The following is a 23,181-nucleotide window of genomic DNA, read 5'->3' on the forward strand; positions in this document are numbered from 1 at the left end:
CGTGACAGGGGTGGCCCCGGCTTCCGGGGTCACCCCTGCGTCGGATAGGGCAGCACGTCCACGTGCAGGGTGAAGGCGACCCGGGCCGCGCCCGCCACGTCCGGCGCCTTCGCCCGCGCGGTGACCTGGGCCGTACCGCCCCGGGTGCCCGCGCACCGCAGCGAGGCGCGGGCCGTGCCGTCCGCGTCCACCCGCCACCCGGACGCCAGGACGAAGGCCGGCGCGGAACTGAGCACGGCCGTCCACCGCCTGTCGTCCGTCCGGGGCTCCAGGACGAGGGACACGACGGCCCCCGGCCGCAGGCACAGCCGCTGGACGACCGCGTCACCGGGGCTGAAGTGGACCTCCGCGTGCCCGGACACACAACTCGCCGCCGAGCCGGACGGGGTTCCGGACGGGCTCCCTCCAGTCGGGCTCACGGACGAGGACGGGGACGCGCGAGTCGACGTACCCCCCGACGGCTCTGTCGCCCCGCCGCTCCCTCCCGAAGGCCCCGAAGGCCCTCCCGCCGATGTACCGCACGCCACCAGGACGGCCGCCCCGGCCACCGCCCACACTCCGGTCCACCACCGCATTCCGGCACCTCCAGGCCCGCGTACGGACACCAGCATGCCCCTTCGACGCGGATCCGGGCCCGCTCCGCCGTGGTCAGAAACGCTCGTGGAACCGGTCGTCCTGTCCAGGACCTCGGTGGCCTCGCGGACCCGGACGCGGGCCTGCTCGATGGCCCCCGGGCTGGAAAGCGCGGCTTCGCGCGATGGTCCGGAGCCGTCCCGCAGGTGTTGATCGCCTATCTTGGCGCGTATGCAGTCCTACACGATCGGCCAGGCGGCGCGTCTGCTCGGAGTGAGCCCGGACACCGCTCGGCGGTGGGCGGACGCCGGCCGGGTGGCCACCCATCGGGACGAGACCGGGCGACGCCTCATCGACGGGAAGGACCTGGCCGCGTTCTCGGTGGAGTTGGCCAAGAGCGGGGGCGACGAGGAGACCTCGTACACCTCGGTCCGCAATGCCTTTCCCGGCATCGTCACGGCCGTGAAGCTGGGCGATGTCGCGGCCCAGGTGGAGATCCAGGCAGGCCCGCACCGGCTGGTGTCACTGCTGACGCGGGAGGCCGTGGAGGAACTCGGCCTGGAGGTCGGGGTGGAGGCCACGGCCCGTGTGAAGTCGACGAACGTGCACATCGACCGCGCCTGAGCGGTGGTGGTGCGGCGTCAGAGGGTGAGCAGTTCCTCGTGGAAGCCGCCGAACCGCCGTTCCGTGTCGACGAGATGGATCTCCAGGATCCAGTGGCAGCGGCGTCCGGCTTTGTCGGTACGGCGCAGTGGAGTGCCGTTGGCGGTCGCGATGTACGACTCCACGTCGGCGCCGTCGATCCACTCGTGCGGGAACTCGCCGACCAGGTGGCCCGCGTGCCAGCCTCCCAGCTCCCAGCCGGACTCGGCGGCCAGTCGCTCGATCTCGGCGTACAACCGTGCGCCGGTGATGTCCGGGTCGGCCTCGAAGCGGCTCCGGCCCGCGGCGAAGATCTTCGGCAGGTCGTCGCGGAGGCGGTGCTTGACCGGGTCGTCGCCGAGGACGAAGGTCCGGCCGAAGTCGGCCTCGTACTCCTCGAAGATCGGGCCGAAGTCGGCGAAGACGATGTCGTCCGTGCCGATCACCCGGTCCGGCGGGTTCTCCCGGTACGGCTCGAGCGTGTTCGGTCCGGAACGCACGATCCGCTTGTGCCAGTGCCGAGTGGTGCCGAACAACTCGTTCGCCAGGTCCCGGATCCGGTCGCTGACCGCCCGTTCCCCCTCCCCCGGCGCCACGAGCCCGCGCTCCTCGATCTCCGCGAAGAGCCGCACGGCCTTCGCCTGAGCGTCCAGCAGCCTGGCCGCGCGCGTGGGTTCGTCGTCCGCCATGGAGGCGAACGTAATCACCGGCATCGCCACCGGCAACGGGATTGCCGCATCCCGTACATACGCACATGCCACCCTGATGAATCAGGTTTCAAGCTCATGCGATGCGACAGAAGACTTTCACCTCGCATCTGCGCCAGTATCGTGGATCGTGGAAGGTCCGCCAGGACCGCAGGTGAAGGTGTCCGTCAGGACCCAGAGGGAGTGGACCCGTGATGACCCGTACCGCACGTCGGAACCGCCGGACCCTGCAGGTGACCGGGGCAGGCGCCGCCGCGCTGCTGGCCCTCAGCGCCTGCTCGTCGTCCGGCTCGGGCTCCTCGTCCACGACGTCGGACTCCTCCGCGTCCGCCTCGGACAAGCTCTCCGGCACGGTGACCGTCTTCGCCGCGGCCTCACTCAAGGAGAGCTTCACGACGCTGGGCAAGCAGTTCGAGCAGGCCCACCCCGGCACGAAGGTGACCTTCAGCTTCGGCGGCAGCGACTCGCTGGCCGCGAGCATCACCGGCGGCGCCCCGGCGGACGTGTTCGCCTCGGCCAGCCCCAAGACGATGAAGATCGTCACTGACGCCGGGGACGCCTCCGGCACGCCCGCGACCTTCGTGCGCAACCAGCTGGAGATCGCCACCCTGCCCGGCAATCCGGACAAGGTCGCCTCGCTGAAGGACCTCACGAACCCGGACCTGAAGGTCGTGCTGTGCGACAAGGAGGTGCCCTGCGGCGCCGCCGCCCAGAAGGCCCTCGACGCGAGCAGGCTGAAGCTCACGCCGGTCTCCTACGAGCAGGACGTCAAGGCCGCGCTGACGAAGGTCGAGCTGAAGGAGGCCGACGCGGCCGTCGTCTACAAGACCGATGTGCACGCCGCGGGTGACAAGGTGGGGGGCGTGGAGTTCCCCGAGTCCGCCGACGCCGTCAACGACTACCCGATCACCCTGCTCAAGGACGCGCGGCACACCGACACCGCCAAGGCGTTCATCGCGCTGGTGCGGTCCGCCGAGGGCCAGAAGGTGCTGACCGAGGCCGGGTTCCTGAAGCCGTGACCCGCGCAGACCGGTCCGATGCCGCGACCGAGACCCTCCGGGGCGGGCCGCGGCGCCGGCGTGTCCGGACGGGTGCGGTCGGCCGCGGTGTGCCGCTGCCATTGCTGGTGCCGGCGCTGATCGGTCTGGCGTTCCTGATCGTGCCGCTGGTCGCGCTTCTCGTACGGGCGCCCTGGCGCAGCATGCCCGAGCAGCTGACCAGCGCCGATGTGTGGCAGGCGCTGCAGTTGTCCCTGGTCTGCGCCACGGCCGCCACCGCGGTGTGCCTGGTCCTCGGGGTTCCGCTGGCCTGGCTGCTGGCCCGCGTCGAGTTCCCCGGCCGCGGCCTGGTCCGGGCCCTGGTGACCCTGCCGCTCGTCCTGCCGCCGGTCGTCGGCGGTGTCGCGCTGCTCATGGCGCTGGGCCGCAACGGGGTCGTGGGCCGGTGGCTCGACGCCTGGTTCGGGATCACCCTTCCCTTCACCACGGCCGGGGTCGTGGTCGCCGAGGCGTTCGTCGCGATGCCGTTCCTCGTCATCAGCGTGGAGGGCACCCTGCGGGCCGCCGACCCGCGGTACGAGGAGGCGGCGACGACCCTGGGCGCCTCCCGCTTCACCGCGTTCCGCCGGGTCACGCTGCCGCTGATCGCACCGGGCATCGCTGCGGGCGCGGTACTGGCCTGGGCGCGGGCGCTGGGCGAGTTCGGTGCGACGATCACTTTCGCGGGCAACTTCCCGGGCCGTACCCAGACCATGCCGCTCGCCGTTTACCTCGCCCTCCAGAGCGACCCGGAGGCGGCCGTCGCCCTCAGCCTGGTCCTCCTGGCCGTGTCCGTGGCGGTGCTGGCGGGGCTGCGCGATCGTTGGATGTCGGCGGGATGAGCGACATGGGTGGCGGCGGGGCGGGCGGGGTCGGTGGTGGGGGCACTGCCGGCGCCGGTGAAGGCAGGGCCTGCGGCAGAGAGGTCCGGCGGCCCGGACCGGTGACAGCCGGGACCAGTGACAGCCGACCGGCAGGAGCACGATGCGACGGCCGACGGGGAGCGGAGGGCGCCCGATGATCGAGAAGACCCAAGCCACCGCCCCCGGCATCCGCCCCGGCACCGCCCCCGACGGCCTCGACGCACGTCTCGTGGTGGACCGCGGGGTCTTCCGCCTCGACGTCTCGCTCACCGTCGCTCCCGGCGAAGTGGTCGCCCTCCTCGGCCCGAACGGTGCCGGAAAGACCACCGCCCTGCGCGCACTCGCCGGTCTGACCCCGCTCACCGACGGTCATCTACGGCTGGACGGCACCGCGTTGGAGCGCACGCCGCCGGAATCCCGTCCCGTCGGCGTCGTCTTCCAGGACTATCTGCTCTTCCCGCACCTCACCGCCCTCGACAACGTCGCGTTCGGCCCGCGCTGTCAGGGCGCGAGCAAGGCGGTGGCGCGGGCCCGGGCCGCCGCATGGCTGGAGCGCATGGGTCTCGCCGCCCACGCGGGCGCCAAGCCCCGCAAGTTGTCCGGCGGCCAGGCCCAACGTGTGGCCCTGGCCCGCGCGTTGGCGACCCACCCCCGGCTGCTGCTCCTCGACGAGCCCCTGGCCGCCCTCGACGCCCGCACCCGGCTCGAGGTCCGTGCCCAACTGCGGCGCCACCTGGCCGAGTTCGAGGCCGTCGCCGTACTCGTCACGCACGACCCGCTGGACGCCATGGTCCTTGCCGACCGTCTGGTGGTCGTCGAGCACGGCGAGGTCGTCCAGGAGGGCGCCCCGTCCCACATCGCCCGCCATCCGCGCACCGACTACATCGCCCAGTTGGTCGGCCTGAACCTCTACCGGGGCGAGGCCGACGGTCACACGGTCCGCCTCGAAGCCGGACCCGCGCTCACCACCACGGACGACCTCTCCGGACCCGTGTTCGTCGCCTTCCCGCCGAGCGCCGTGACCCTCTACCGTGAACCGCCCGCCGGCTCCAGCGCCCGCAACCACTGGCGCTGCGAGGTGGCCGGCCTGGAGACCCACGGCGACCAGATCCGCGCCGACCTCAGCGGCGAGCTCCCCCTCGCAGCGGACCTCACCACGGTGGCCGCGGCGGAACTCGACCTGCACCCGGGCGCGGAGGTCTGGGCGGCGGTGAAGGCGGCGCAGACGCACGCGTATCCCGTCTGAGACGGCTCCGGGTGACCGGTCCCTGTTCACCCGAACGGCCGCCCGGAGAAGCTGCCCGGTCTGCCTCTTCCTAGCGTGAGGGCATGCAGCGTGCGCCCGGCCGCAGCACCGCAGGAGGAGCAGACCATGACCCCGGCCCCCCTCGACCACCCCTGCGCCGCGGCGTCGGCCGTCCGATGACGGCCGCGGACCCCACCCCCGCGCTGCGCTGCGCGAGCCGGTACTCCGGCCCTCGGGACGGCGAGGAGTGCGGGGCCCGCGCCCGGTTCGAGATCTCCTGTCACGCGCGGCCACCGCTGCTCGTGTGTCCTCAACACCTGGGCCCCGCACTGCTGTTGGCCGAAGGTGTGCTGTGGCCCCCGGAGATCAGACTGGTGCGGTGAGCTGCCGACGGGTGAGCGGGTCCCGCCGGCACACGTGGGCCGCGCTCAGCCCTTCGTCAACGTGACGTCCTGCTGCGCGGCCGCGTGGAAGAGGGGCAGCGGGAGGCCGCCCTCGGGGCTGAGTTCCATGAGGGTGGCCTCGACGTGGGCCTGGCCCGGTTCCAGGGCGTCGGAGCCGGGCTTGCCGGTGTTCTCCCAGCTGTGCTCCACGCCGTCGCACACCGCGCGGGTGCCGCCGATGCCGTGTCGGAGCAACGGGGAGCTCTGGCTCACGGAGGAGCTCACGAACACGGGACCCGTACTGTCGGCGCAGCGGTAGGTACCGGACAGGGTCACGGTGCCGTCCTCGGCGATACGGCCGACGGAGCCGACGGTGACGGTGTCGGACGGGTCGGCGCTCGCGGGCGGCGCCGGGGCTGCCAGCAGGAACAGCGCCGCACCGGCAGCGGTGGCGAGGGCGGAGCGCAGGAGCAGGGGGCGGACGGACATGGTGAGTCTCCCGGTCGAGTGGAATGGGGGCCTCCACTGCTACCGGGAACACGCGCCGACGGCCGTGATCGTCACTCCTTTGGTGGCGAGTCCGCACCGAGCGTCGTGGAACCGTCAGCGAGTTGTCCGCGTGTTGTCACGCTTCACGCTGGACCGTTCCGATGAGTTCGCGACGGGCGCATGGTCTACCCATACGGATACGGACCCCATGGGGACGGTCCCACCAATGTGGAGGTGCGCCATGTGTTCTCACCGGTCTTCGTGCGCTTCGTCCGACAGCACCACCCCGCACATCGTCGCGGCCCATCCCGAGCAGGGCTGGAACCTGCTGTGCAACGGCGCGATCGTCTTCGACGACAGCGGCGAGCTGCTGCCCGACGGCCGGATCGTCGCGCCGCACCGGGTACCGGCCGGACAGCTGGCCGTCGCCGCCTGATCAGTTCCCCGCGATGAGTTCCCGCAACGGGGAGGCGCGGCGCTCCGGCTGTTCCTCGGCGAGAGGCGTCCGCGAGCCCTCGGCCTCCAGGGGTCACCCCTGCGGGAGAAGTCCGGCCGGGCGACGCCGCCGCAGCCACCCGCAGCGCCCGCAGCCGACCGATCCCGACCGGCAGTCCGAGCAACTTTCCGACCCCCGGCGCGGGTCACGCTAGGGCAGCACCGCGAAGCCGTCGAGCTCCACCGCCGCCTGGTCGTCCCACAGCCGTACGACCTCCACGACCGCCATCGCGGGGTAGTCCCGGCCCGCCGACTCCCGCCAGATGCGGCCCAGTTCAGGGGCGTGGGCGCGGTAGGCGACGATATCCGTGGCATAGACGGTGACGCGGGCGAGGTCGGCCGGCGTGCCACCGGCGGCCGCCAGGGCGGTGAGGAGGTTGTCGAGCGCCTTCTCGAACTGCTCCGGCAGGGATTCCCCGACCACCTTGCCGTCGGCGTCGAGAGCGGTCTGCCCCGCGAGGAAGACCACCCGGGACCCGGTCGCGACGACCGCGTGCGAGAAGCCGGTGGGCGGGGACAGTTCGGGTGGATTGATGCGCTCGGCGGTCATGAAGCCTCCATCGGCTCTACGGTTCTACGGCTTCCCCGGCCTTCACGGTCGCCCGTTCCGCGTACAACTCCTTCGCGATGATGCCCCGTTGCACCTCGCTCGCCCCTTCGTAGACGCGCGGAGCGCGCACCTCCCGGTACAGGTGCTCCAGCAGATGACCGCGCCGCAGTGCGCGGGCGCCGTGCAGTTGGACCGCGCTGTCGACGACGTACTGCGCGGTCTCGGTCGCGAGCAGCTTCGCCATCGCCGCGCGCTTGGGCACATCAGGGGCGCCTTCGTCGTACGCCGTCGCCGCCGCGTACACCATGAGGCGGGCCGCATCCGTGCGCAGGGCCATTTCGGCGACCGTGTGCGCGACGCTCTGCAGGTCCCTCAACTTGCCGCCGAAGGCGTCCCGTCGGGAGGTGTGCGCAAGGGTCGCGTCCAGCGCCGCCTGTGCCATGCCGACCGCGAAGGCGCCGACGCTGGGCCGGAAGAGGTTGAGGGTGCCCATGGCGACCCGGAAGCCGCGGTCGGCCTCGCCGAGGACGTCGTCGGCGCTCACCGGCACGGCGTCGAACGCGAGGGCGCCGATGGGATGCGGGGAGAGCATGTCCAGGCCGGTACCGCTGAGCCCGGGGCGGTCCGCGGGCACGAGGAAGGCGGTCACCCCGCGGGCGCCGGCGTCGGGGGTGGTCCGCGCGAAGACGGTGTAGAAGTCGGCCTCGGGGGCGTTGGAGATCCAGCACTTCTCCCCGGTGAGCCGCCAGCGGGAGGGGCCGTCGGGGACGGCGGACAAGGACAGCGCCGCCGCGTCCGACCCCGCCCCCGGCTCGCTCAGCGCGAACGCGGCCACCGCGCTGCCCTCGCTCACCGCCGGCAGCCAGCGCTCCCGCTGGGCCGGAGTGCCGTACGCGTGGACGGGGTGGGCGCCGAGGCCCTGGAGGGCGAGGGCCGTCTCGGCCTCCGTGCAGGCGTACGCGAGGGATTCCCGCATCAGGCACAGATCCAGCGCGCCGGAGGTGAACAGAAGCTCCAAGAGGCCCAGTTGGCCCAGCTCAGCGACCAGTGGACGGTTCACACGGCCCGGCTCGCCCTTCTCCGCGAGCGGGCGCAGCCGTTCCGCGGCGAGGGTGCGCAGCTGCGCACACCGGGCGGTCTGGGACGGTTCGAGCGAGAATGCGGGCATTGCCGGTCCCCTCTCTCGACAGGGCCCTACGACAGTATCGCGTGCCGTTGACTGTCGTCACCAACACGATACGCTCCTTGTGCGAGCCCACCATCGACGCCCACAAGGCGGCCCACGGCAAGGGGGCGACCCGCCATGAACGTCTCGGCCCACGTCGACACTTTCGCGCGCGACCACCTCCCGCCCCCCGACCGGTGGCCGGAGCTCCGTTTCGACCTTCCGGAGCTGCGTTACCCCGATCGGCTGAACTGTGCCGCCGAGCTGCTGACGGGCCCGCCCGACGACCGCCCGGTGTTCCACACCCCGGCCGGGGACACATGGACGTACGGCACACTGCGTGCCCGCGTCGACCGGCTCGCGCATCTGCTCACCGGCGACCTCGGAGTCGTCCCCGGCAACCGTGTCCTGCTGCGCGGCCCGACCACCCCCTGGCTCGCGGCCTGCTGGCTGGCGGTGCTGAAGGCGGGCGCGGTCGCCGTCACGGTGCTGGCCCAGCAGCGGCCGCACGAGCTGGCCACGATGTGCGAGATCGCGCGCATAGAGCACGCCCTGTGCGACATCCGCGCCGTCGACGATCTCGCCAAGGCCGAGATACCGGACCTGAGGATCACGACGTACGGCGGCGACGCCCCCGACGACCTCCTCAACCGCGAGGCCCCCGGGATGCCGTACCCCACCGTGCAGACCGCGGCCGACGACGTGGCGCTGATCGCTTTCACCTCCGGGACCACCGGGCGGCCCAAGGGCTGTATGCACTTCCACCGGGATGTGCTCGCGATAGCCGACACCTTCTCCAAACATGTGCTCAAGCCACATGTGGACGATGTCTTCGCGGGCAGTCCCCCGCTCGGTTTCACCTTCGGACTCGGCGGCCTGGTGATCTTCCCGATGCGCGCGGGCGCCAGCTCGCTCCTGCTCGAACAGGCCGGTCCCCAGCAGCTGTTGCCGGCCGTCGCCGAGCACCGGGTCTCGGTCCTGTTCACCGCCCCCACCGCCTACCGCGCGATGCTCGACGAACTCGACGCGTACGACATCTCGTCGCTGCGCCGCTGTGTCTCCGCGGGTGAGAACCTGCCCGCGGCCACCTGGCGGGCCTGGCAGGAGCGGACCGGGCTGGGGATCGTCAACGGCATCGGCGCCACCGAGCTGCTGCACATCTTCATCTCCGCCGCCGACGAGCACATCCGGCCCGGGACGACCGGGGTGCCCGTACCCGGATGGCACGCGCGCGTGGTCGACGAGACAGGTCGGGACAGGCCCGACGGCGAGCCCGGCCTGCTCGCCGTGCGCGGTCCCGTCGGCTGCCGCTATCTCGCCGATCCCCGGCAGCTGGAGTACGTGCGGGACGGCTGGAACATCACCGGCGACACATACATCCGCGAGAGCGACGGGTACTTCCGCTATGTGGCCCGCGCGGACGACATGATCATCTCCGCCGGGTACAACATCGCCGGGCCGGAGGTCGAGGACGCCCTGCTGCGGCACCCGGACGTGGTCGAGGCGGCCGTCGTGGGGCGGGCCGACGAGGCACGCGGCCAGGTGGTCGTGGCCTTCGCCGTCCTCAAGGAGGGCGCCGAGCGGGACGCCGAGGCGCTGCGCGCCTACGTCAAGACCGAACTGGCGCCCTACAAGTGCCCGCGCGAGATCGTCTTCCTGGACGCGCTGCCGCGCACGGCGACCGGCAAACTCCAGCGGTTCAGGCTGCGCACCGATGGTGACCAGCAGTGATCCACACGAACTAAGATGATCAACGTGTCCGACCAGCATGCACCACGGTCTCTCATCGTCACGCTCTACGGAGCCTACGGCCGCTTCATGCCGGGCCCCGTGCCCGTCGCCGAGCTGATCCGGCTGCTGGCCGCGGTCGGCGTGGACGCCCCCTCCGTACGCTCGTCGGTGTCCCGCCTCAAGCGGCGCGGCCTGTTGCTGCCGGCCCGCACGGCACAGGGCTCGGCCGGGTACGAACTGTCGCCGGAGGCCCGTCAGCTGCTCGACGACGGCGACCGGCGCATCTACGCGGTGACCCCGCCCGAGGACGAGGGCTGGGTGCTCGCGGTGTTCTCGGTGCCGGAGTCGGAGCGGCAGAAGCGGCACGTGCTGCGTTCCCGGCTGGCCGGACTGGGTTTCGGCACGGCGGCCCCCGGGGTGTGGATCGCCCCGGCGCGACTGTACGAGGAAGCCCGGCACACCCTGCAGCGGCTGCGGCTCGACCCGTACGTCGACTTCTTCCGCGGCGAGCATCTCGGCTTCGCCGCGACCGTCGAGGCGGTGTCCCGCTGGTGGGACCTGGCCGCGATCGCCAAGGAGCACGAAGCCTTCCTCGACCGCCACGCGCGCGTGCTGCACGACTGGGAGGACCGGGCCGACACCCCGCCCGCGGAGGCCTACCGCGACTACCTGCTCGCCCTCGACTCCTGGCGCCATCTCCCCTACTCCGACCCCGGCCTGCCCGCCCCGCTGCTCCCGGAGGACTGGCCGGGCCGGCGGGCGGCGGCCGTGTTCCGAGGCCTGCACGAGCGACTGCGGGACGCGGGCGCCGCCTTCGTCGGTCTGTGATCCCAGGCTCAAGTCCCCAGCGTGAGGCGGGGCTTGGGGGCATCGGTGCGTCCGGTCTGCGGTCGGCGGCGGCCCGCGCGGTACGGGTCCGGCCAGACGACGCCGGGACCGTCGTACCCCTGCTCGGCGGCCGCGTGCAGGGTCCAGTGGGGGTCGTAGAGATGCGGGCGGGCCAGCGCGCACAGGTCCGTACGCCCGGCCAGGATCAGCGAGTTGACGTCGTCCCAGGAGGAGATGGCGCCGACCGCGATCACCGGGACACCGGTCTCGTGACGGATCCGGTCGGCGTACGGCGTCTGGTACGACCGCCCGTACTCCGGGTGCTCCTCGGCCACCACCTGCCCGGTCGACACGTCGATCGCGTCGGCGCCGTGCGCGGCGAAGGCACGGGCGATCTCGACGGCGTCCTCGGCCGTGTTGCCGCCCTCGGCCCAGTCGGTGGCGGAGATACGGACGGTCATGGGCCGCTCCTGCGGCCACACTCCCCTGATGGCGTCGAAGACTTCGAGCGGGAAGCGGAGGCGCTTCGCGAGCGAGCCGCCGTAGGCGTCCGTGCGCCGGTTGGTCAGCGGGGAGAGGAAGCCGGAGAGCAGATAGCCGTGCGCACAGTGCAGTTCGAGGAGGTCGAAGCCGGCCCGGGCGGCACGCCAGGCCGCCGCCGTGAACTGCTCGCGGATGTCGGTCAGTTGGGCACGGCCGAGCTCGCGCGGGGTCTGGTTGGAGGGCTTGTACGGGAGCGGGGACGGCGCTACGACCGGCCAGTTGCCGTCCGGCAGCGGCTCGTCGATGCCCTCCCACATCAGCTTGGTCGAGCCCTTGCGGCCGCTGTGGCCGAGCTGCACACCGATCGCGGTGCCCGGTGACTGCGCGTGCACGAAGTCGGTGATCCGTTTCCAGGCCACCGCCTGCCTGCCGTTGTAGAGGCCGGTGCAGCCGGGCGTGATGCGTCCCTCGGGCGAGACGCACACCATCTCGGTCATCACCAGCCCGGCACCGCCGAGGGCCCGGGCGCCCAGGTGGACCAGGTGGAAGTCACCGGGGATGCCGTCGGTGGCGGAGTACATGTCCATCGGTGACACCACGACCCGGTTGCGCAGGGTCAGACCGCGCAGCCGGAACGGGGTGAACATCGGGGGCGTGCCCGGCGCACAGCCGAACTCGCGCTCCACGGCTCCGGTGAAGCGTGCGTCACGCAGGCGGAGGTTGTCGTGGGTGACGCGGCGGCTGCGGGTGAGCAGGTTGAAGGCGAACTGGCGGGGCGGCTGGTCGAGGTACAGCCCGAGGTTCTCGAACCACTCCAGGCTGGCGCGGGCGGCACGCTGCGTGGAGGCGACGACGGGTTTGCGCTCCGCCTCGTAGGCCGCCAACGCCCCTTCCAGCGAAGGCTGTTCCTCCAGGCAGGCGGCCAGGGCGAGGGCGTCCTCGACGGCGAGCTTGGTGCCGGAGCCGATGGAGAAGTGGGCGGTGTGGGCCGCGTCGCCGAGCAGCACGGTGTTGCCGTGCGACCAGCGGTCGTTGACCACCGTGCGGAAGGTGGTCCACGTGGAGTTGTTGGAGCGCAGAGAGCGGCCGCGGAGTGCTTCGGCGAAGATCTTGGCGCAGCTCTCCGTCGACTCCTGCGGGGTGACCTCGTCGAAGCCGGCCGCCCTCCAGACCTCCTCGCGCATCTCGATGATCACGGTGGAGGCGTCGGGGGCATAGGGGTAGCCGTGCAGTTGCATCACGCCGTGTTCGGTCTCGGCGATCTCGAACCGGAAGGCGTCGAAGGGGAAGTCGGCGGCCAGCCAGATATAGCGGCAGTGGTGCGGGGTCACATGGGGGCGGAACACATGGCTGTGGCGTTCGCGTGTTGTGCTGTTGACGCCATCGGCGGCGATGACGAGGTCGTGCGTCTCCTCGAGGCCGGCCGGGGCCACCGTACGGAAGCGGAGGTCCACGCCGAGAGCGCGGCAGCGGTCGTGCAGTATCCCGAGGAGTCGTCTGCGGCCGAGTGCGGCGAAGCCGTGGCCTCCGGAGGTGTGCCGTACACCACGGCGCACGATGTCGATGTCGTCCCAGCGGACGAAGTCGGACCGCATCGCCTCGTAGACCACCGGGTCCGCGTGCTCGATGCCGCCGAGGGTCTCGTCGGAGAGGACCACGCCGAAGCCGAAGGTGTCGTCGGGCGCGTTGCGCTCCCACACGGTGACCTCACGCCCGGGATCGAGCCGCTTCAGCAGAGCTGCCGCGTACAGCCCACCGGGGCCGCCGCCGATGATCGCGATGCGGGGGACGGAGACAGACATGATCACCGTCCCTGCCATTTCGGCGGCCGCTTCTCCGTGAACGCCGCGTGGAACTCCCGGTAGTCCTCGCCGTTCATCAGGAGGGCCTGCGTCGAGGCGTCCAGTTCCACCGAAGCGGCCAACGGCATGTCCAGCTCCGCCGTCAGCAGGGCCTTCGTCTGGGCGTACGCCAGTGCCGGGCCCTCGGCCAGACGGCGGGCCAGGCGCGCGGCGGCCTCGTCCGCGCCGCCCTCCTCGGTCAGTTCGCTGATCAGGCCGATGCGCTCGGCCTCGGGAGCGCGGACCGGTTCGCCGAGCATGAGGAGCCGGGTGGCATGGCCGAGGCCGACCACGCGAGGCAGCAGATAGGCCGCGCCCATGTCTCCGCCGGACAGGCCGACCCGGGTGAAGAGGAAGGCGAAGCGGGCCGAGAGGTCCGCGACCCGGAAGTCGGCCGCCAGGGCGAGGACCGCGCCGGCGCCCGCCGCCACCCCGTGCACGGCCGCGATCACCGGGAACGGACACTCCCGTACGGCTCTCACCACCTGGCCGGTCATCCGGTTGAAGTCGAGGAGCTGGGCGGTGTCCATGGCGAGGGTCGCGCCGATGATCTCGTCGACGTCACCGCCGGAGCAGAAACCGCGGCCCTCGCCGGCCAGGACCAGGGCACGGACGGACCGCTCGCGGGACAGTTCGGCGAGCAGGTCGCGCAGGTCGGCATAGGCGCCGAAGGTGAGCGCGTTGAGTTTCTCGGGGCGGGCGAGGGTGACGGTGGCGACCCCGTCGGTGAGGTCGACGCGCAGGTGCCGCCAGTCGGAGGTGCGGGCGGCGGAGCCGGTGAAGGGACTCATGGCGTGCGGTCTCCTCGTGCTCGGACGAAGTGCGAGTGGCGAGGTTCCAGGCGCATCCAGGTGCGCTCTCTCCTCGAAGCTATCACTTCTCTTTGACTGTCGTCACGAGTACGCGATAGAGGCATCCGGGTGTGACCTGGCACGGTCACATCCGTCACGGCTCGTCGACAGACCGGCAACGGCGGGATCAGCGGTGAGAGGCAAGCCGTTGCTACGGGTAAGCCGCCTGCCAACGGGGCCGAAGGTCCCGTACGGCGCCCGCCGGACGACTCTGCCGACGGCGCCGTACCATTCATACGGTTGAAAGCAGGACAGCCTGCTCATGAACGGAACCGCCTTGCAAGATCGCCCCCCGGCCTCCGCCTCCTGGCGCATCGCGCTGCCGCACTCCGCCGCGGCCGTGCCCGTGGCGCGCGCGCTGGTCCGCACCGCGCTGGCCGAGCTGGAGCACGGGGCGGACTGCGACACCGCGGAACTGCTGACGGCCGAGCTGGTGGCGAACGCCGTGGAACACACCTCCGGCGACACCCCGATAGAGCTGGTCGTGGAATTGCTGCCGACCGGCTGCCAGGTGGAGGTGCACGACCCGGACCCGGCACCCCCGGGCCATCTGACCCAGCCGGACACCAGGGACCCGGACCCCTGGCAGGAGCACGGCCGGGGCCTGCTCCTGATCAGGGCGCTCAGTTCGTCGTGCGGGCACCGCCCGACCGAGACCGGCAAGGCGGTGTGGTTCCGGCTGCCGGTGGTGCCGCCTCAGCGGCACCCGGCGTGACGCTCAGGCCAGCGTCGCCACCAGGATCGCCTTGATCGTGTGCAGCCGGTTCTCCGCCTCGTCGAAGACCACCGAGTGCACCGACTCGAACACCTCGTCCGTGACCTCCAGGGACTGCAGGCCATGGGTCTCGAAGATCTCCTGCCCCACCTTCGTACCGAGGTCGTGGAAGGCGGGCAGGCAGTGCAGGAACTTGACGTCCGCGTTCCCGGTGGCCCGCAGCACGTCCGTGGTCACCGCGTACGGCGACAGCGCGGCGATCCGCTCGTCCCACACGTCCTTCGGCTCCCCCATGGAGACCCAGACGTCGGTCGCGACGAAGTCCGCGCCCCGCACCCCCTCCTCCAGCGACTCGGTGAGGGTGATCCGCGCCCCGCTGTCCACGGCGAGCGTACGAGCCCGCTCGACGACGTCCTGCGCGGGCCAGTAGGCCTTCGGCGCGACGATCCGTACGTCCATGCCCAGCAGCGCGCCGGTGATCAGATACGAGTTGCCCATGTTGAACCGCGCGTCACCGAGGTAGGCGAAGACGATCTCCCGGACCGGCTTCGCGGTGTGCTCGGTCATGGTCAGCACGTCGGCCAGCATCTGCGTGGGGTGCCAGTCGTCGGTGAGCCCGTTGTACACCGGCACGCCGGCGTACGCGGCCAGCTCCTCCACCTTCTGCTGGCTGTCCCCGCGGTACTCGATCCCGTCGTACATACGCCCGAGCACGCGCGCGGTGTCCCGTACGGACTCCTTGTGGCCGATCTGCGAGCCGGACGGGTCCAGGTACGTCGTCGAGGCGCCCTGGTCCGCCGCCGCGACCTCGAACGCGCAGCGCGTGCGGGTCGAGGTCTTCTCGAAGATCAGCGCGATGTTCTTCCCGTTCAGGTACCGCGTCTCGGTCCCCGCCTTCTTGGCGGCCTTCAGCTCGGCTGCCAGTTCGACCAGCCCGAGGAACTCCTGCTCGGTGAAGTCGAGCTCCTTGAGGAAGTGGCGGCCGGCGAGGGCGGTCGGGACTGTCGCCATGGGGGGCGCTCCAGAGGTGCGTGAACAGACGGACCTTGGAAGTCTATACGACGTTCAGCATTTATATACAGACTACTGTACGACTATGCGATCGCACGTTCCACAAGGGATCCCTCCTATACGGCCTCCCGCTCCACCGGACAGCTCATACAGCGCGGCCCGCCCCTGCCCCGCCCCAGCTCGCTGCCCGGGATCTCTATCACCTCGATGCCCTGCTTGCGCAGATGCGTGTTGGTGGTGGCGTTGCGCTCGTAGGCGACGACGACACCCGGCTCGACGGCGAGGACGTTGCAGCCGTCGTCCCACTGCTCGCGCTCGGCGGCGTGCACGTCCTGGGTGGCGGTCAGCACGCGGATCTCGCTCAGTCCGAGCGCGGCGGCGATCGCGCGGTGCATGTGCTCCGACGGGTGGTCGGTGACCTTGAGCTCCTTGTCACCGACGCCCGGTTCGATGGTGTACGACCTGAGCATGCCGAGCCCGGCGTACTGGGTGAAGGTGTCGCCGTCGACCATCGTCATCACGGTGTCGAGATGCATGAAGGCCCGCCGTTTCGGCATGTCGAGGGCCACGATCGACTGCGCGGAGCCCTCGGCGAACAGCTTGTGCGCGAGCATCTCGACGGCCTGGGGCGTGGTGCGCTCGCTCATGCCGATGAGGACGGCGCCGTTGCCGATGACGAGGACGTCCCCGCCCTCGATGGTGCACGGGTAGTCGGCCTGCCCCTCCGACCAGGTGTGGAACGTTTCGTCACGGAAGAGCGGATGGTGGCGGTAGATCGCCTCGAAGTGGACCGTCTCGCGCTGACGGGCCGGCCAGCGCATGGCGTTGACGGAGACACCGTCGTAGATCCAGGCCGAGGTGTCGCGGGTGAAGAGGTGGTTGGGCAGCGGGGCGAGGAGGAAGTCGTCGAGGTCCATGACATGGAAGCGCACGGAGGTCGGCTCCGGGTGTGCCTCCAGGAACTCCCGCTTGGTCATGCCGCCGACGAGGGCCTCGGCCAGCTCCGCGGCGGGCAGTGCCTCGAAGGCGGCCCGGAGGTGGTCGGTGGCCAGCGGGCCGTACTCCTTCTCGTCGAAGACGCGGTCCAGGACGAGGGACCGGGCCGCCGGGATCTCCAGGGCCTCGGTGAGCAGGTCGCCGAAGAGATGGACGGCGACCCCGCGGTCGCGCAGCACGTCGGCGAATCCGTCGTGCTCGGCGCGCGCCCGGCGCACCCACAGCACGTCGTCGAAGAGCAGTGCGTCCTTGTTGCTGGGGGTGAGCCTTTTGAGCTCGAGATCCGGCCGGTGAAGGATGACGCGGCGCAGCCGCCCGGTCTCGGAGTCGACATGGAATCCCATGCCTCCATCCTGACCAACGAGGGGCGTCTTGACCCCTCCGTCCGCCCTGCTTTCTTGTTCTCGTCCCCTTGACGACAAGCAACCCCCTCCGTTATCGTCTAATAGACGAAAAGAGGGGGTTCGATGGCCGACATCACCCGGCGCCTCGGCTGGCGCCATCTGCGCGGCGCGCCCACGGCGCACATCCGGCACCACCGCGGCGGCACCCTGCTGCACGACGGTCCGGGGCTCAGCTTCTGGTTCCGCGCGCTGACGGCCGCGCTCTCCGAAGTTCCGGTGGACGACCGCGAGTTGGCCATGACGTTCCATGCCCGTACGTCGGACTTCCAGGACGTGGCGGTTCAGGCGACCGTGACCTACCGGATCGGCGACCCGGCGCTCGCCGCCGCCCGCCTGGACTTCTCGATCGACCCGGACACCGGGGTGTGGCGGGGCGCGCCCCTGGAGCAACTGGGCACGCTGCTCACGGAGACGGCCCAGCAGCACGCGCTCGACGTACTGACCCGTACCTCCCTGGCCTCCGCCCTCGTCGACGGCGTCTCGGCGGTGCGCGAGAGGATCGCGGCGGGCCTGGACGCCGAGCCACGGCTGCCGGCCACCGGCATCGAGGTGGTGGCCGTACGCGTGATGGCGCTGCGCCCCGAGCCGGAGGTGGAGCGGGCGCTGCGCACCCCGGCCCGCGAACAGATCCAGCAGGAGGCCGACCGGGCGACCTACGAACGACGGGCCGTCGCCGTGGAGCGGGAGCGGGCCATCGCCGAGAACGAACTGGCCAGCCAGATCGAACTCGCCCGCCGCGAGGAGCAGTTGGTGGAGCAGAGGGGCACGAACGCACGCCGGGAGGCGGAGGAGCACGCGGCTGCGGACGCGGTACGGGCCGAGGCGGAGGCGACACGGTCGGTGCGGCTCGCTCGCGCGGAGGCCGAAGGGGCGCGCACGGTGGGCGACGCCAAGGCGCAGGCGCAGGCCGCCTGGCTGCGGGTCCATGCGGACGTCGAGGTCGCCACGCTGCACGCCCTCGCCGGGACCCGGCTCGCGGAGAACCTGCCGAACATCGACAGCCTGACGATCTCACCGGACGTGCTGACGGGGCTGCTGGCGAAGCTGGGCGCACGGGAGCCGGAGTGAGTCTCGCACCGCGAGCCGTCCTGGTTCACCGCACCACGGAGTACGAGGAGTTGGTGGCCCACCACGGCACCCACGGCCAGGCCGCCTTCTTCCTCTCCTCCCGGGGCCGGGACATCGCGGAGGTCGCCGAACGTCACGAGCGCACCCGGCGGGCGCTCGCCGAGGTGACCTCCGCCATTCCGCTGACCTGGCGTCAGGCGCGGGTGGAGCGGACCGACCTGGACCGCTTCCTGTTCGCGCCCGAGGACGTGGTGGTCGTGGTCGGGCAGGACGGTCTGGTGGCCAACGTGGCCAAATACCTCGCCGGACAACGGGTGGTGGGCATCGACACCGACCCCGGCCGCAACCCCGGTGTCCTGGTACGCCACCGTCCCGCACAGGCCGCGGCCCTGCTCCCGGCGGCCTTCGACACCACCGTGGACGAACTCACCATGGTCGAGGCCGTCGCCGACGACACACAACGGCTCCTCGCCCTGAACGAGATCTACCTGGGCGCCGCCGGACACCAGACAGCCAGATACCGCCTGGGCCTGGAGGACGACGGGGGTGTCGTCGAGGCCCAGGCTTCGTCCGGGGTGCTGGTGGGGACGGGGACCGGGGCCACCGGCTGGCTCCGCTCGCTCTGGCAGGAGCGGGGCGGCCGGCTGCGGCTGCCGGGCCCGACGGAGGACCGCCTCCTGTGGTTCGTACGGGAGGCATGGCCCTCCCCCGCCACCGGAACGTCCCTGGTCGCCGGCGAGCTCCCCGCCCGCGCCCGCCTCCGCCTCACCGTCGAGTCCGAACGGCTGATCGCCTTCGGGGACGGGATGGAGGGGGACGCGGTGGAGCTGACCTGGGGACAGACGGTGGAGGTGGGGGTGTGCGGGGAGCGGTTGCGGTTGGTGGGGTGAGGGGTGACCGGCAGGTCACCCCTCACCCCGACCCGCGGCTCACAGCCGTGGGTCGACCGGCTCCGACTCCAGCGCCAGCACCCCGAACACCGCCTCGTGGACCCGCCACAGCGGCTCGCCCTCCGCCAGCCGGTCCAGGGCCTCCAGGCCGAGGGCGTACTCGCGGATCGCGAGGGAGCGCTTGTGGTTCAGGAACCTCCTGCGCAGCCGGTCGAGGTTCTCCGGGCGGGTGTACTCGGGGCCGTAGATGATCCGCAGGTACTCCCGGCCGCGGCACTTGATGCCGGGCTGGACCAGGCGGCCCTCGGTACTGCGGACCACCGCGCCGAGCGGCTTGACGACCATGCCCTCGCCGCCGCGGCCGGTCATCTCCAGCCACCAGTCGACGCCCGCCCGCACCGACTCCGGGTCGCCGGTGTCGACGTAGAGGCGCCGGGTGGTCTGGAGCAGGCCGCTGCCGTCGTGCTCCACCAAGCGGTCCAGCAGGGCCAGCTGCTCGTCGTGCGGGAGCGCGGCGAGGCTGCGGCCCTGGACCGCGAGGATCTGGAACGGCGCCAGGCGGACGCCGTCCAGGCCGTCGGTGGTCCAGCAATAGCGCCGGTACGCGTCGGTGAACGCGCCCGCGGCTTCGGCCCGTTCGCGCTGGCGGGCCAGCAGGTCCGTCACATCCACGCCCCGGTCGGCAGCACCCCGGAGCGCGGCCAGCGCACCCGGGAACACCGCGCCGGACGCGGCGCCGACGGCCGCGTACTGCGACCGCAGCAACCCCGAGGCCTTCAGCGACCACGGCATCAGCTCGGCGTCCAACACGAGCCAGTCCGTGTCGAGTTCGGACCACAGGCCCGCCTCGCCGATCGCAGAACGCAGCCGGTCCAGGATCGCCTCCGTCACCGACTCGTCGTCGAAGAACGGGCGGCCGGTCCGCGTGTACAGCGAGCCGGTCGGGCCTCCCCCACTCTCGGCTGCGCTCGAGCGGGAGGTGCCCCCAACGCCGAAGCGCTTGCGGGCCGTCTCCGCGTCCCGGCAGACCAGGGCCACCGCCCGCGAGCCCATGTGCTTCTCCTCGCACACGACTCGCTCGACACCGTCCTGCGCGTACTGCGCGAAGGCCTCGGCGGGGTGCTCCAAGTACCCCTCGAGGTGACTGGTGGCCGTCGGTGCCATGGTCGGCGGGAGGTACGGCAGCAGCCGCGGGTCCACCGCGAAGCGGCTCATCACCTCCAGGGCCGCGGCCGCGTTCTCCTCCCGGACGGCGACCCGGCCCGCGTGCCGGGTCTCGACCGCCCTGCGGCCGTGCACGTCGGCCAGGTCCAGCGGCCGGCCGTCCTGCCCGCCGGGCGCCTCCGACTTCAGCGGCTTCGTCGGCTCGTACCAGACCCGCTCCGCCGGTACGTCGACCAGCTCGCGCTCCGGCCAGCGCAGCGCCGTGAGCTTGCCGCCGAAGACCGCTCCGGTGTCCAGGCAGATCGTGTTGTTGAGCCACGTCGCCTCCGGGACCGGGGTGTGGCCGTAGACCACGGCCGCGCGGCCGCGGTAGTCCTCCGCCCACGGGTAGCGCACCGGCAGGCCGAACTCGTCGGTCTCTCCGGTGGTGTCGCCGTACAGGGCATGCGAGCGGACCCGTCCGGAGGTGCGGCCGTGGTACTTCTCGGGCAGACCGGCGTGACAGACGACCAGGCGGCCGCCGTCGAGGACGTAGTGGCTGACCAGGCCGTCGATGAACTCCCTCACCTCGGACCGGAACTCGTCCGAGACGCTCTCCATCTGCTCGATGGTCTCCGCGAGGCCGTGGGTGTGCTGGACCTTGCGGCCCTTCAGGTACCGGCCGTACTTGTTCTCGTGGTTGCCCGGCACGCACAGCGCGTTGCCCGACTTGACCATCGACATCACGCGCCGCAGCACTCCGGGGCTGTCCGGGCCGCGGTCGACGAGGTCGCCGACGAAGACCGCGGTACGGCCCTCGGGGTGGACGCCGTCGGTGTAACCCAACTTGCCGAGCAGCGACTCCAGTTCCAAGGCGCAGCCGTGGATGTCGCCGACGATGTCGAAGGGGCCGGTCAGGTGGGTCAGGTCGTTGAAGCGCTTCTCGGTGACGACGGTGGCGTTCTCGACGTCCGCCACGCCGCGCAGGACGTGCACCTTGCGGAAGCCCTCGCGCTCCAGGCGGCGGATCGATCGCCGCAGTTCACGGATGTGGCGCTTGATGACCCGGATCGGCATGTCGGCCCGGTCGGTGCGGGCCGCGTTGCGCTCGGCGCACACCTCCTCGGGCACGTCGAGGACGATGGCGATGGGCAGCACGTCGTACTTCTTCGCCAGGTCGATCAGCTGCCGTCGGCTGTCCTCCTGCACACTCGTCGCGTCGACGACCGTGCGGCGGCCGGCGGCCAGGCGCTTGCCCGCGATGTAGTGCAGGACGTCGAAGGCGTCCTTCGTCGCGCCCTGGTCGTTCTCGTCGTCGGAGACCAGGCCCCGGCAGAAGTCCGAGGAGATCACCTCGGTCGGCTTGAAGTTCCGGCGGGCGAAGGTGGACTTGCCGGAACCCGAGGCGCCGACGAGGACGACGAGGGAGAGGTCGGTGACGGGAAGAGTCCGTCCCGTGCGCGGGATCTCGGTCATACCGCCTTCGCCTCCTTCTCGGTCCTGATCACAGCTGTGCTCACTTCAAAAATGGCCATCTGGGTGGGCGGTCCCACCTCCGGGTCGTCCGGTCCCACCGGCCTGAACTCCACGTCGTATCCGTGCCGTTCGGCCACCGAGGAAGCCCAGGCCCGGAACTCCTGCCGCGTCCACTCGAAGCGGTGGTCGCCGTGCCGGACGTGCCCGGCCGGGAGCGACTCCCAGCGGACGTTGTACTCGACGTTCGGGGTGGTCACGAGGACGGTCCGCGGGCGGGCCGCGCCGAACACCGCGTACTCCAGGGCGGGCAGCCTGGGCAGGTCGAGGTGCTCGATCACCTCGCTGAGCACGGCGGCGTCGTACCCCTTGAGCCGCTTGTCGGTGTACGCCAGCGAGCCCTGGACGAGCTGGACGCGGGAGGCCATCCGCTCCCCCATGCGGTCCAGCTTCAGCCGCCGGGAGGCGATGGTGAGGGCCCGCACCGACACGTCGACGCCGACGATCTCGGTGAACTTCGGGTCCTTGAGCAGTGCCTGCACCAACTGGCCCTGTCCGCACCCGAGGTCGAGGACGCGGGCGGCGCCGGCCGCGCGCAGCGCCTCCAGGATGGCCTCACGGCGCTGGACGGCGAGCGGGGTCGGCTTCTGCTCGGTCTCGGTCTCCGCCTCGACGGCGTTGTCGATGTCCTCGACCTCGCTGTCGTCGGCCTCGGCGAGCCGCACCAGCTCCAGGCGTTCCATCGCCTCACGCGTCAGCGACCAGCGGCGGGACAGATAACGGCTGGTGATCAGCTTCTGCTCCGGGTGCGCGGGCAGCCAGCCCTCACCGGCCCTGAGCAGCTTGTCGACCTCGTCGGGGGCCACCCAGTAGTGCTTGGCGTCGTCGAGGACGGGCAGCAGGACGTACAGGTGGCGGAGGGCCTCGGCGACGGTCAGCTGCGTGGACTCCAGTTCGAGGCGGACATAGCGCGAGTCGCCCCACTCGGGGAACTCGGTGTCCAGCGCGACCGGTTCGGCCGTCACGGTCCAGCCGAGCGGCTCGAACAGGCGGCGTACGAGTTCCGGGCCGCCGCGGGCCGCCACAGCGGGCACCTCGATGCGCAACGGCCGTGTCCGCGAAGGAAGTTCGGGCTTGGCGCTGCACACCCCGCGCATCGCGCTGGAGAAGACCGCGCTCAGCGCCACCGCGAGCAGCGAAGACGCCGCGTAGGGGCGGTCGTTGACGTACTGCGCGAGCGTCGCGTCCGGGGCGCCGCCGCGCCCTTTGCCCTTGCCGCGCCTGACCAGGGCCACCGCGTCGACCTCCAGCAACAGCGCCGCAGTGCACCGCTGATCGTCCGCCTCGGGGTACAGGACGTGCGCCCTGCCGTACGAGGTGGAGAACGCCTGAGCCTTCTCGGGATGCTTGTGCAGCAGGTAGCCGAGGTCGGTGGCGGGGCGCTCGGGAGTGCCGGTGGTACTGATCGTCAGAAACATGCGAGTGGCCTCTCCGGCCGGTGGACAGGACATTGACGCCGTACGTGCGAAGGCCCCCGAGGACGGTGATCCCGGGGGCCGGCAGGACGACGTCCTCAGCTTCGCACGATCCGTCCGAC

The 23,181-nt window shown here is 71.5% G+C and carries 22 protein-coding genes; 11 read left to right on the forward strand and 11 right to left on the reverse strand.

All coding sequences use genetic code 11. The features are described 5' to 3' along the window. Positions 1–29: 29 nt before the first annotated feature. Entirely contained in the window at positions 30–362 is a 333-nt protein-coding gene (locus AQJ46_RS21605) for a hypothetical protein (protein ID WP_059207155.1), read from the reverse strand. 442 nt (positions 363–804) lie between these two features. Here AQJ46_RS21605 and AQJ46_RS21610 point away from each other — a divergent pair, with 442 nt between their 5' ends. Then, complete coding sequence (locus tag AQJ46_RS21610; protein ID WP_057611218.1) at positions 805–1,197, forward strand: TOBE domain-containing protein; 393 nt, start codon at positions 805–807, stop codon at positions 1,195–1,197. Between the two features lie 17 nt (positions 1,198–1,214). On the opposite strand, the gene AQJ46_RS21615 is transcribed toward AQJ46_RS21610, so the two are convergent. Continuing rightward, positions 1,215–1,904: a M24 family metallopeptidase gene (locus tag AQJ46_RS21615; RefSeq protein ID WP_059207320.1), complete on the reverse strand. Its 690-nt coding sequence runs from the start codon at positions 1,902–1,904 to the stop codon at positions 1,215–1,217. A gap of 212 nt (positions 1,905–2,116) precedes the next feature. Here AQJ46_RS21615 and modA point away from each other — a divergent pair, with 212 nt between their 5' ends. The 4 genes from modA to AQJ46_RS57275 all read left to right on the forward strand — a co-directional run bounded on the left by modA (position 2,117) and on the right by AQJ46_RS57275 (position 5,451). Continuing rightward, positions 2,117–2,941, forward strand: coding sequence for a molybdate ABC transporter substrate-binding protein (gene modA, locus AQJ46_RS21620; RefSeq protein ID WP_059207156.1), 825 nt, complete (start codon positions 2,117–2,119; stop codon positions 2,939–2,941). Continuing rightward, positions 2,938–3,801, forward strand: coding sequence for an ABC transporter permease (locus tag AQJ46_RS21625; protein WP_059207157.1), 864 nt, complete (start codon positions 2,938–2,940; stop codon positions 3,799–3,801). Before modA ends, AQJ46_RS21625 begins: the two co-directional genes overlap by 4 nt. Positions 3,802–3,976: 175 nt before the next feature. Then, a complete protein-coding gene (locus tag AQJ46_RS21630) occupies positions 3,977–5,068 on the forward strand; it encodes an ABC transporter ATP-binding protein (protein WP_059207158.1) in 1,092 nt (363 codons plus the stop codon). 83 nt (positions 5,069–5,151) lie between these two features. Then, positions 5,152–5,451 carry a hypothetical protein gene (locus tag AQJ46_RS57275; RefSeq protein WP_225887375.1) on the forward strand — a complete coding sequence of 100 codons (300 nt, stop codon included), beginning with the start codon at positions 5,152–5,154 and terminating at the stop codon, positions 5,449–5,451. Between the two features lie 45 nt (positions 5,452–5,496). On the opposite strand, the gene AQJ46_RS21635 is transcribed toward AQJ46_RS57275, so the two are convergent. Further along, complete coding sequence (locus AQJ46_RS21635; RefSeq protein WP_079072378.1) at positions 5,497–5,940, reverse strand: DUF6299 family protein; 444 nt, start codon at positions 5,938–5,940, stop codon at positions 5,497–5,499. Between the two features lie 241 nt (positions 5,941–6,181). Here AQJ46_RS21635 and AQJ46_RS21640 point away from each other — a divergent pair, with 241 nt between their 5' ends. Further along, positions 6,182–6,376, forward strand: a complete 195-nt coding sequence (locus tag AQJ46_RS21640) for a DUF5999 family protein (RefSeq protein ID WP_057611223.1) — start codon at positions 6,182–6,184, stop codon at positions 6,374–6,376. Positions 6,377–6,586: 210 nt separating this feature from the next. Here AQJ46_RS21640 and AQJ46_RS21645 read toward each other — a convergent pair whose 3' ends face one another. After that, a complete protein-coding gene (locus tag AQJ46_RS21645) occupies positions 6,587–6,985 on the reverse strand; it encodes a RidA family protein (RefSeq protein WP_059207159.1) in 399 nt (132 codons plus the stop codon). A 16-nt stretch (positions 6,986–7,001) separates the two neighbouring features. Further along, positions 7,002–8,153, reverse strand: a complete 1,152-nt coding sequence (locus tag AQJ46_RS21650) for an acyl-CoA dehydrogenase family protein (protein ID WP_059207160.1) — start codon at positions 8,151–8,153, stop codon at positions 7,002–7,004. Between the two features lie 135 nt (positions 8,154–8,288). Here AQJ46_RS21650 and AQJ46_RS21655 point away from each other — a divergent pair, with 135 nt between their 5' ends. Continuing rightward, positions 8,289–9,881 carry an AMP-binding protein gene (locus AQJ46_RS21655; protein WP_059207161.1) on the forward strand — a complete coding sequence of 531 codons (1,593 nt, stop codon included), beginning with the start codon at positions 8,289–8,291 and terminating at the stop codon, positions 9,879–9,881. Positions 9,882–9,896: 15 nt separating this feature from the next. After that, positions 9,897–10,709, forward strand: a complete 813-nt coding sequence (locus AQJ46_RS21660; protein ID WP_059207162.1) for a PaaX family transcriptional regulator — start codon at positions 9,897–9,899, stop codon at positions 10,707–10,709. Between the two features lie 8 nt (positions 10,710–10,717). On the opposite strand, the gene AQJ46_RS21665 is transcribed toward AQJ46_RS21660, so the two are convergent. Both AQJ46_RS21665 and AQJ46_RS21670 read right to left on the reverse strand, forming a co-directional pair. Then, complete coding sequence (locus AQJ46_RS21665; protein WP_059207322.1) at positions 10,718–12,994, reverse strand: bifunctional salicylyl-CoA 5-hydroxylase/oxidoreductase; 2,277 nt, start codon at positions 12,992–12,994, stop codon at positions 10,718–10,720. Between the two features lie 2 nt (positions 12,995–12,996). Continuing rightward, entirely contained in the window at positions 12,997–13,824 is an 828-nt protein-coding gene (locus AQJ46_RS21670; protein WP_059207163.1) for an enoyl-CoA hydratase family protein, read from the reverse strand. Positions 13,825–14,146: 322 nt separating this feature from the next. Here AQJ46_RS21670 and AQJ46_RS21675 point away from each other — a divergent pair, with 322 nt between their 5' ends. Then, positions 14,147–14,599: an ATP-binding protein gene (locus AQJ46_RS21675; RefSeq protein WP_059207164.1), complete on the forward strand. Its 453-nt coding sequence runs from the start codon at positions 14,147–14,149 to the stop codon at positions 14,597–14,599. Positions 14,600–14,602: 3 nt separating this feature from the next. Here AQJ46_RS21675 and argF read toward each other — a convergent pair whose 3' ends face one another. Both argF and AQJ46_RS21685 read right to left on the reverse strand, forming a co-directional pair. Beyond that, positions 14,603–15,610 (reverse strand): ornithine carbamoyltransferase, encoded by a 1,008-nt coding sequence (gene argF / locus AQJ46_RS21680; protein WP_059207165.1) that lies wholly within the window; start codon positions 15,608–15,610, stop codon positions 14,603–14,605. Positions 15,611–15,726: 116 nt separating this feature from the next. After that, positions 15,727–16,950: an arginine deiminase gene (locus AQJ46_RS21685; protein ID WP_059207166.1), complete on the reverse strand. Its 1,224-nt coding sequence runs from the start codon at positions 16,948–16,950 to the stop codon at positions 15,727–15,729. A gap of 123 nt (positions 16,951–17,073) precedes the next feature. Between AQJ46_RS21685 and AQJ46_RS21690 the strand changes: the two genes are divergently transcribed. Next, positions 17,074–18,078, forward strand: coding sequence for an SPFH domain-containing protein (locus AQJ46_RS21690; protein ID WP_057611233.1), 1,005 nt, complete (start codon positions 17,074–17,076; stop codon positions 18,076–18,078). Next, entirely contained in the window at positions 18,075–18,968 is an 894-nt protein-coding gene (locus AQJ46_RS21695) for an NAD(+)/NADH kinase (protein WP_059207167.1), read from the forward strand. Before AQJ46_RS21690 ends, AQJ46_RS21695 begins: the two co-directional genes overlap by 4 nt. 39 nt (positions 18,969–19,007) lie before the next feature. On the opposite strand, the gene AQJ46_RS21700 is transcribed toward AQJ46_RS21695, so the two are convergent. Together AQJ46_RS21700 and AQJ46_RS21705 are read right to left on the reverse strand one after the other, a co-directional pair. Then, a complete protein-coding gene (locus tag AQJ46_RS21700; RefSeq protein ID WP_059207168.1) occupies positions 19,008–21,587 on the reverse strand; it encodes a polynucleotide kinase-phosphatase in 2,580 nt (859 codons plus the stop codon). Beyond that, a complete protein-coding gene (locus AQJ46_RS21705; protein ID WP_059207169.1) occupies positions 21,584–23,062 on the reverse strand; it encodes a 3' terminal RNA ribose 2'-O-methyltransferase Hen1 in 1,479 nt (492 codons plus the stop codon). Before AQJ46_RS21705 ends, AQJ46_RS21700 begins: the two co-directional genes overlap by 4 nt. Positions 23,063–23,181: the final 119 nt, after the last annotated feature.

The sequence above is a fragment of the Streptomyces canus genome (assembly GCF_001514145.1).
Taxonomy (GTDB): domain Bacteria; phylum Actinomycetota; class Actinomycetes; order Streptomycetales; family Streptomycetaceae; genus Streptomyces; species Streptomyces canus.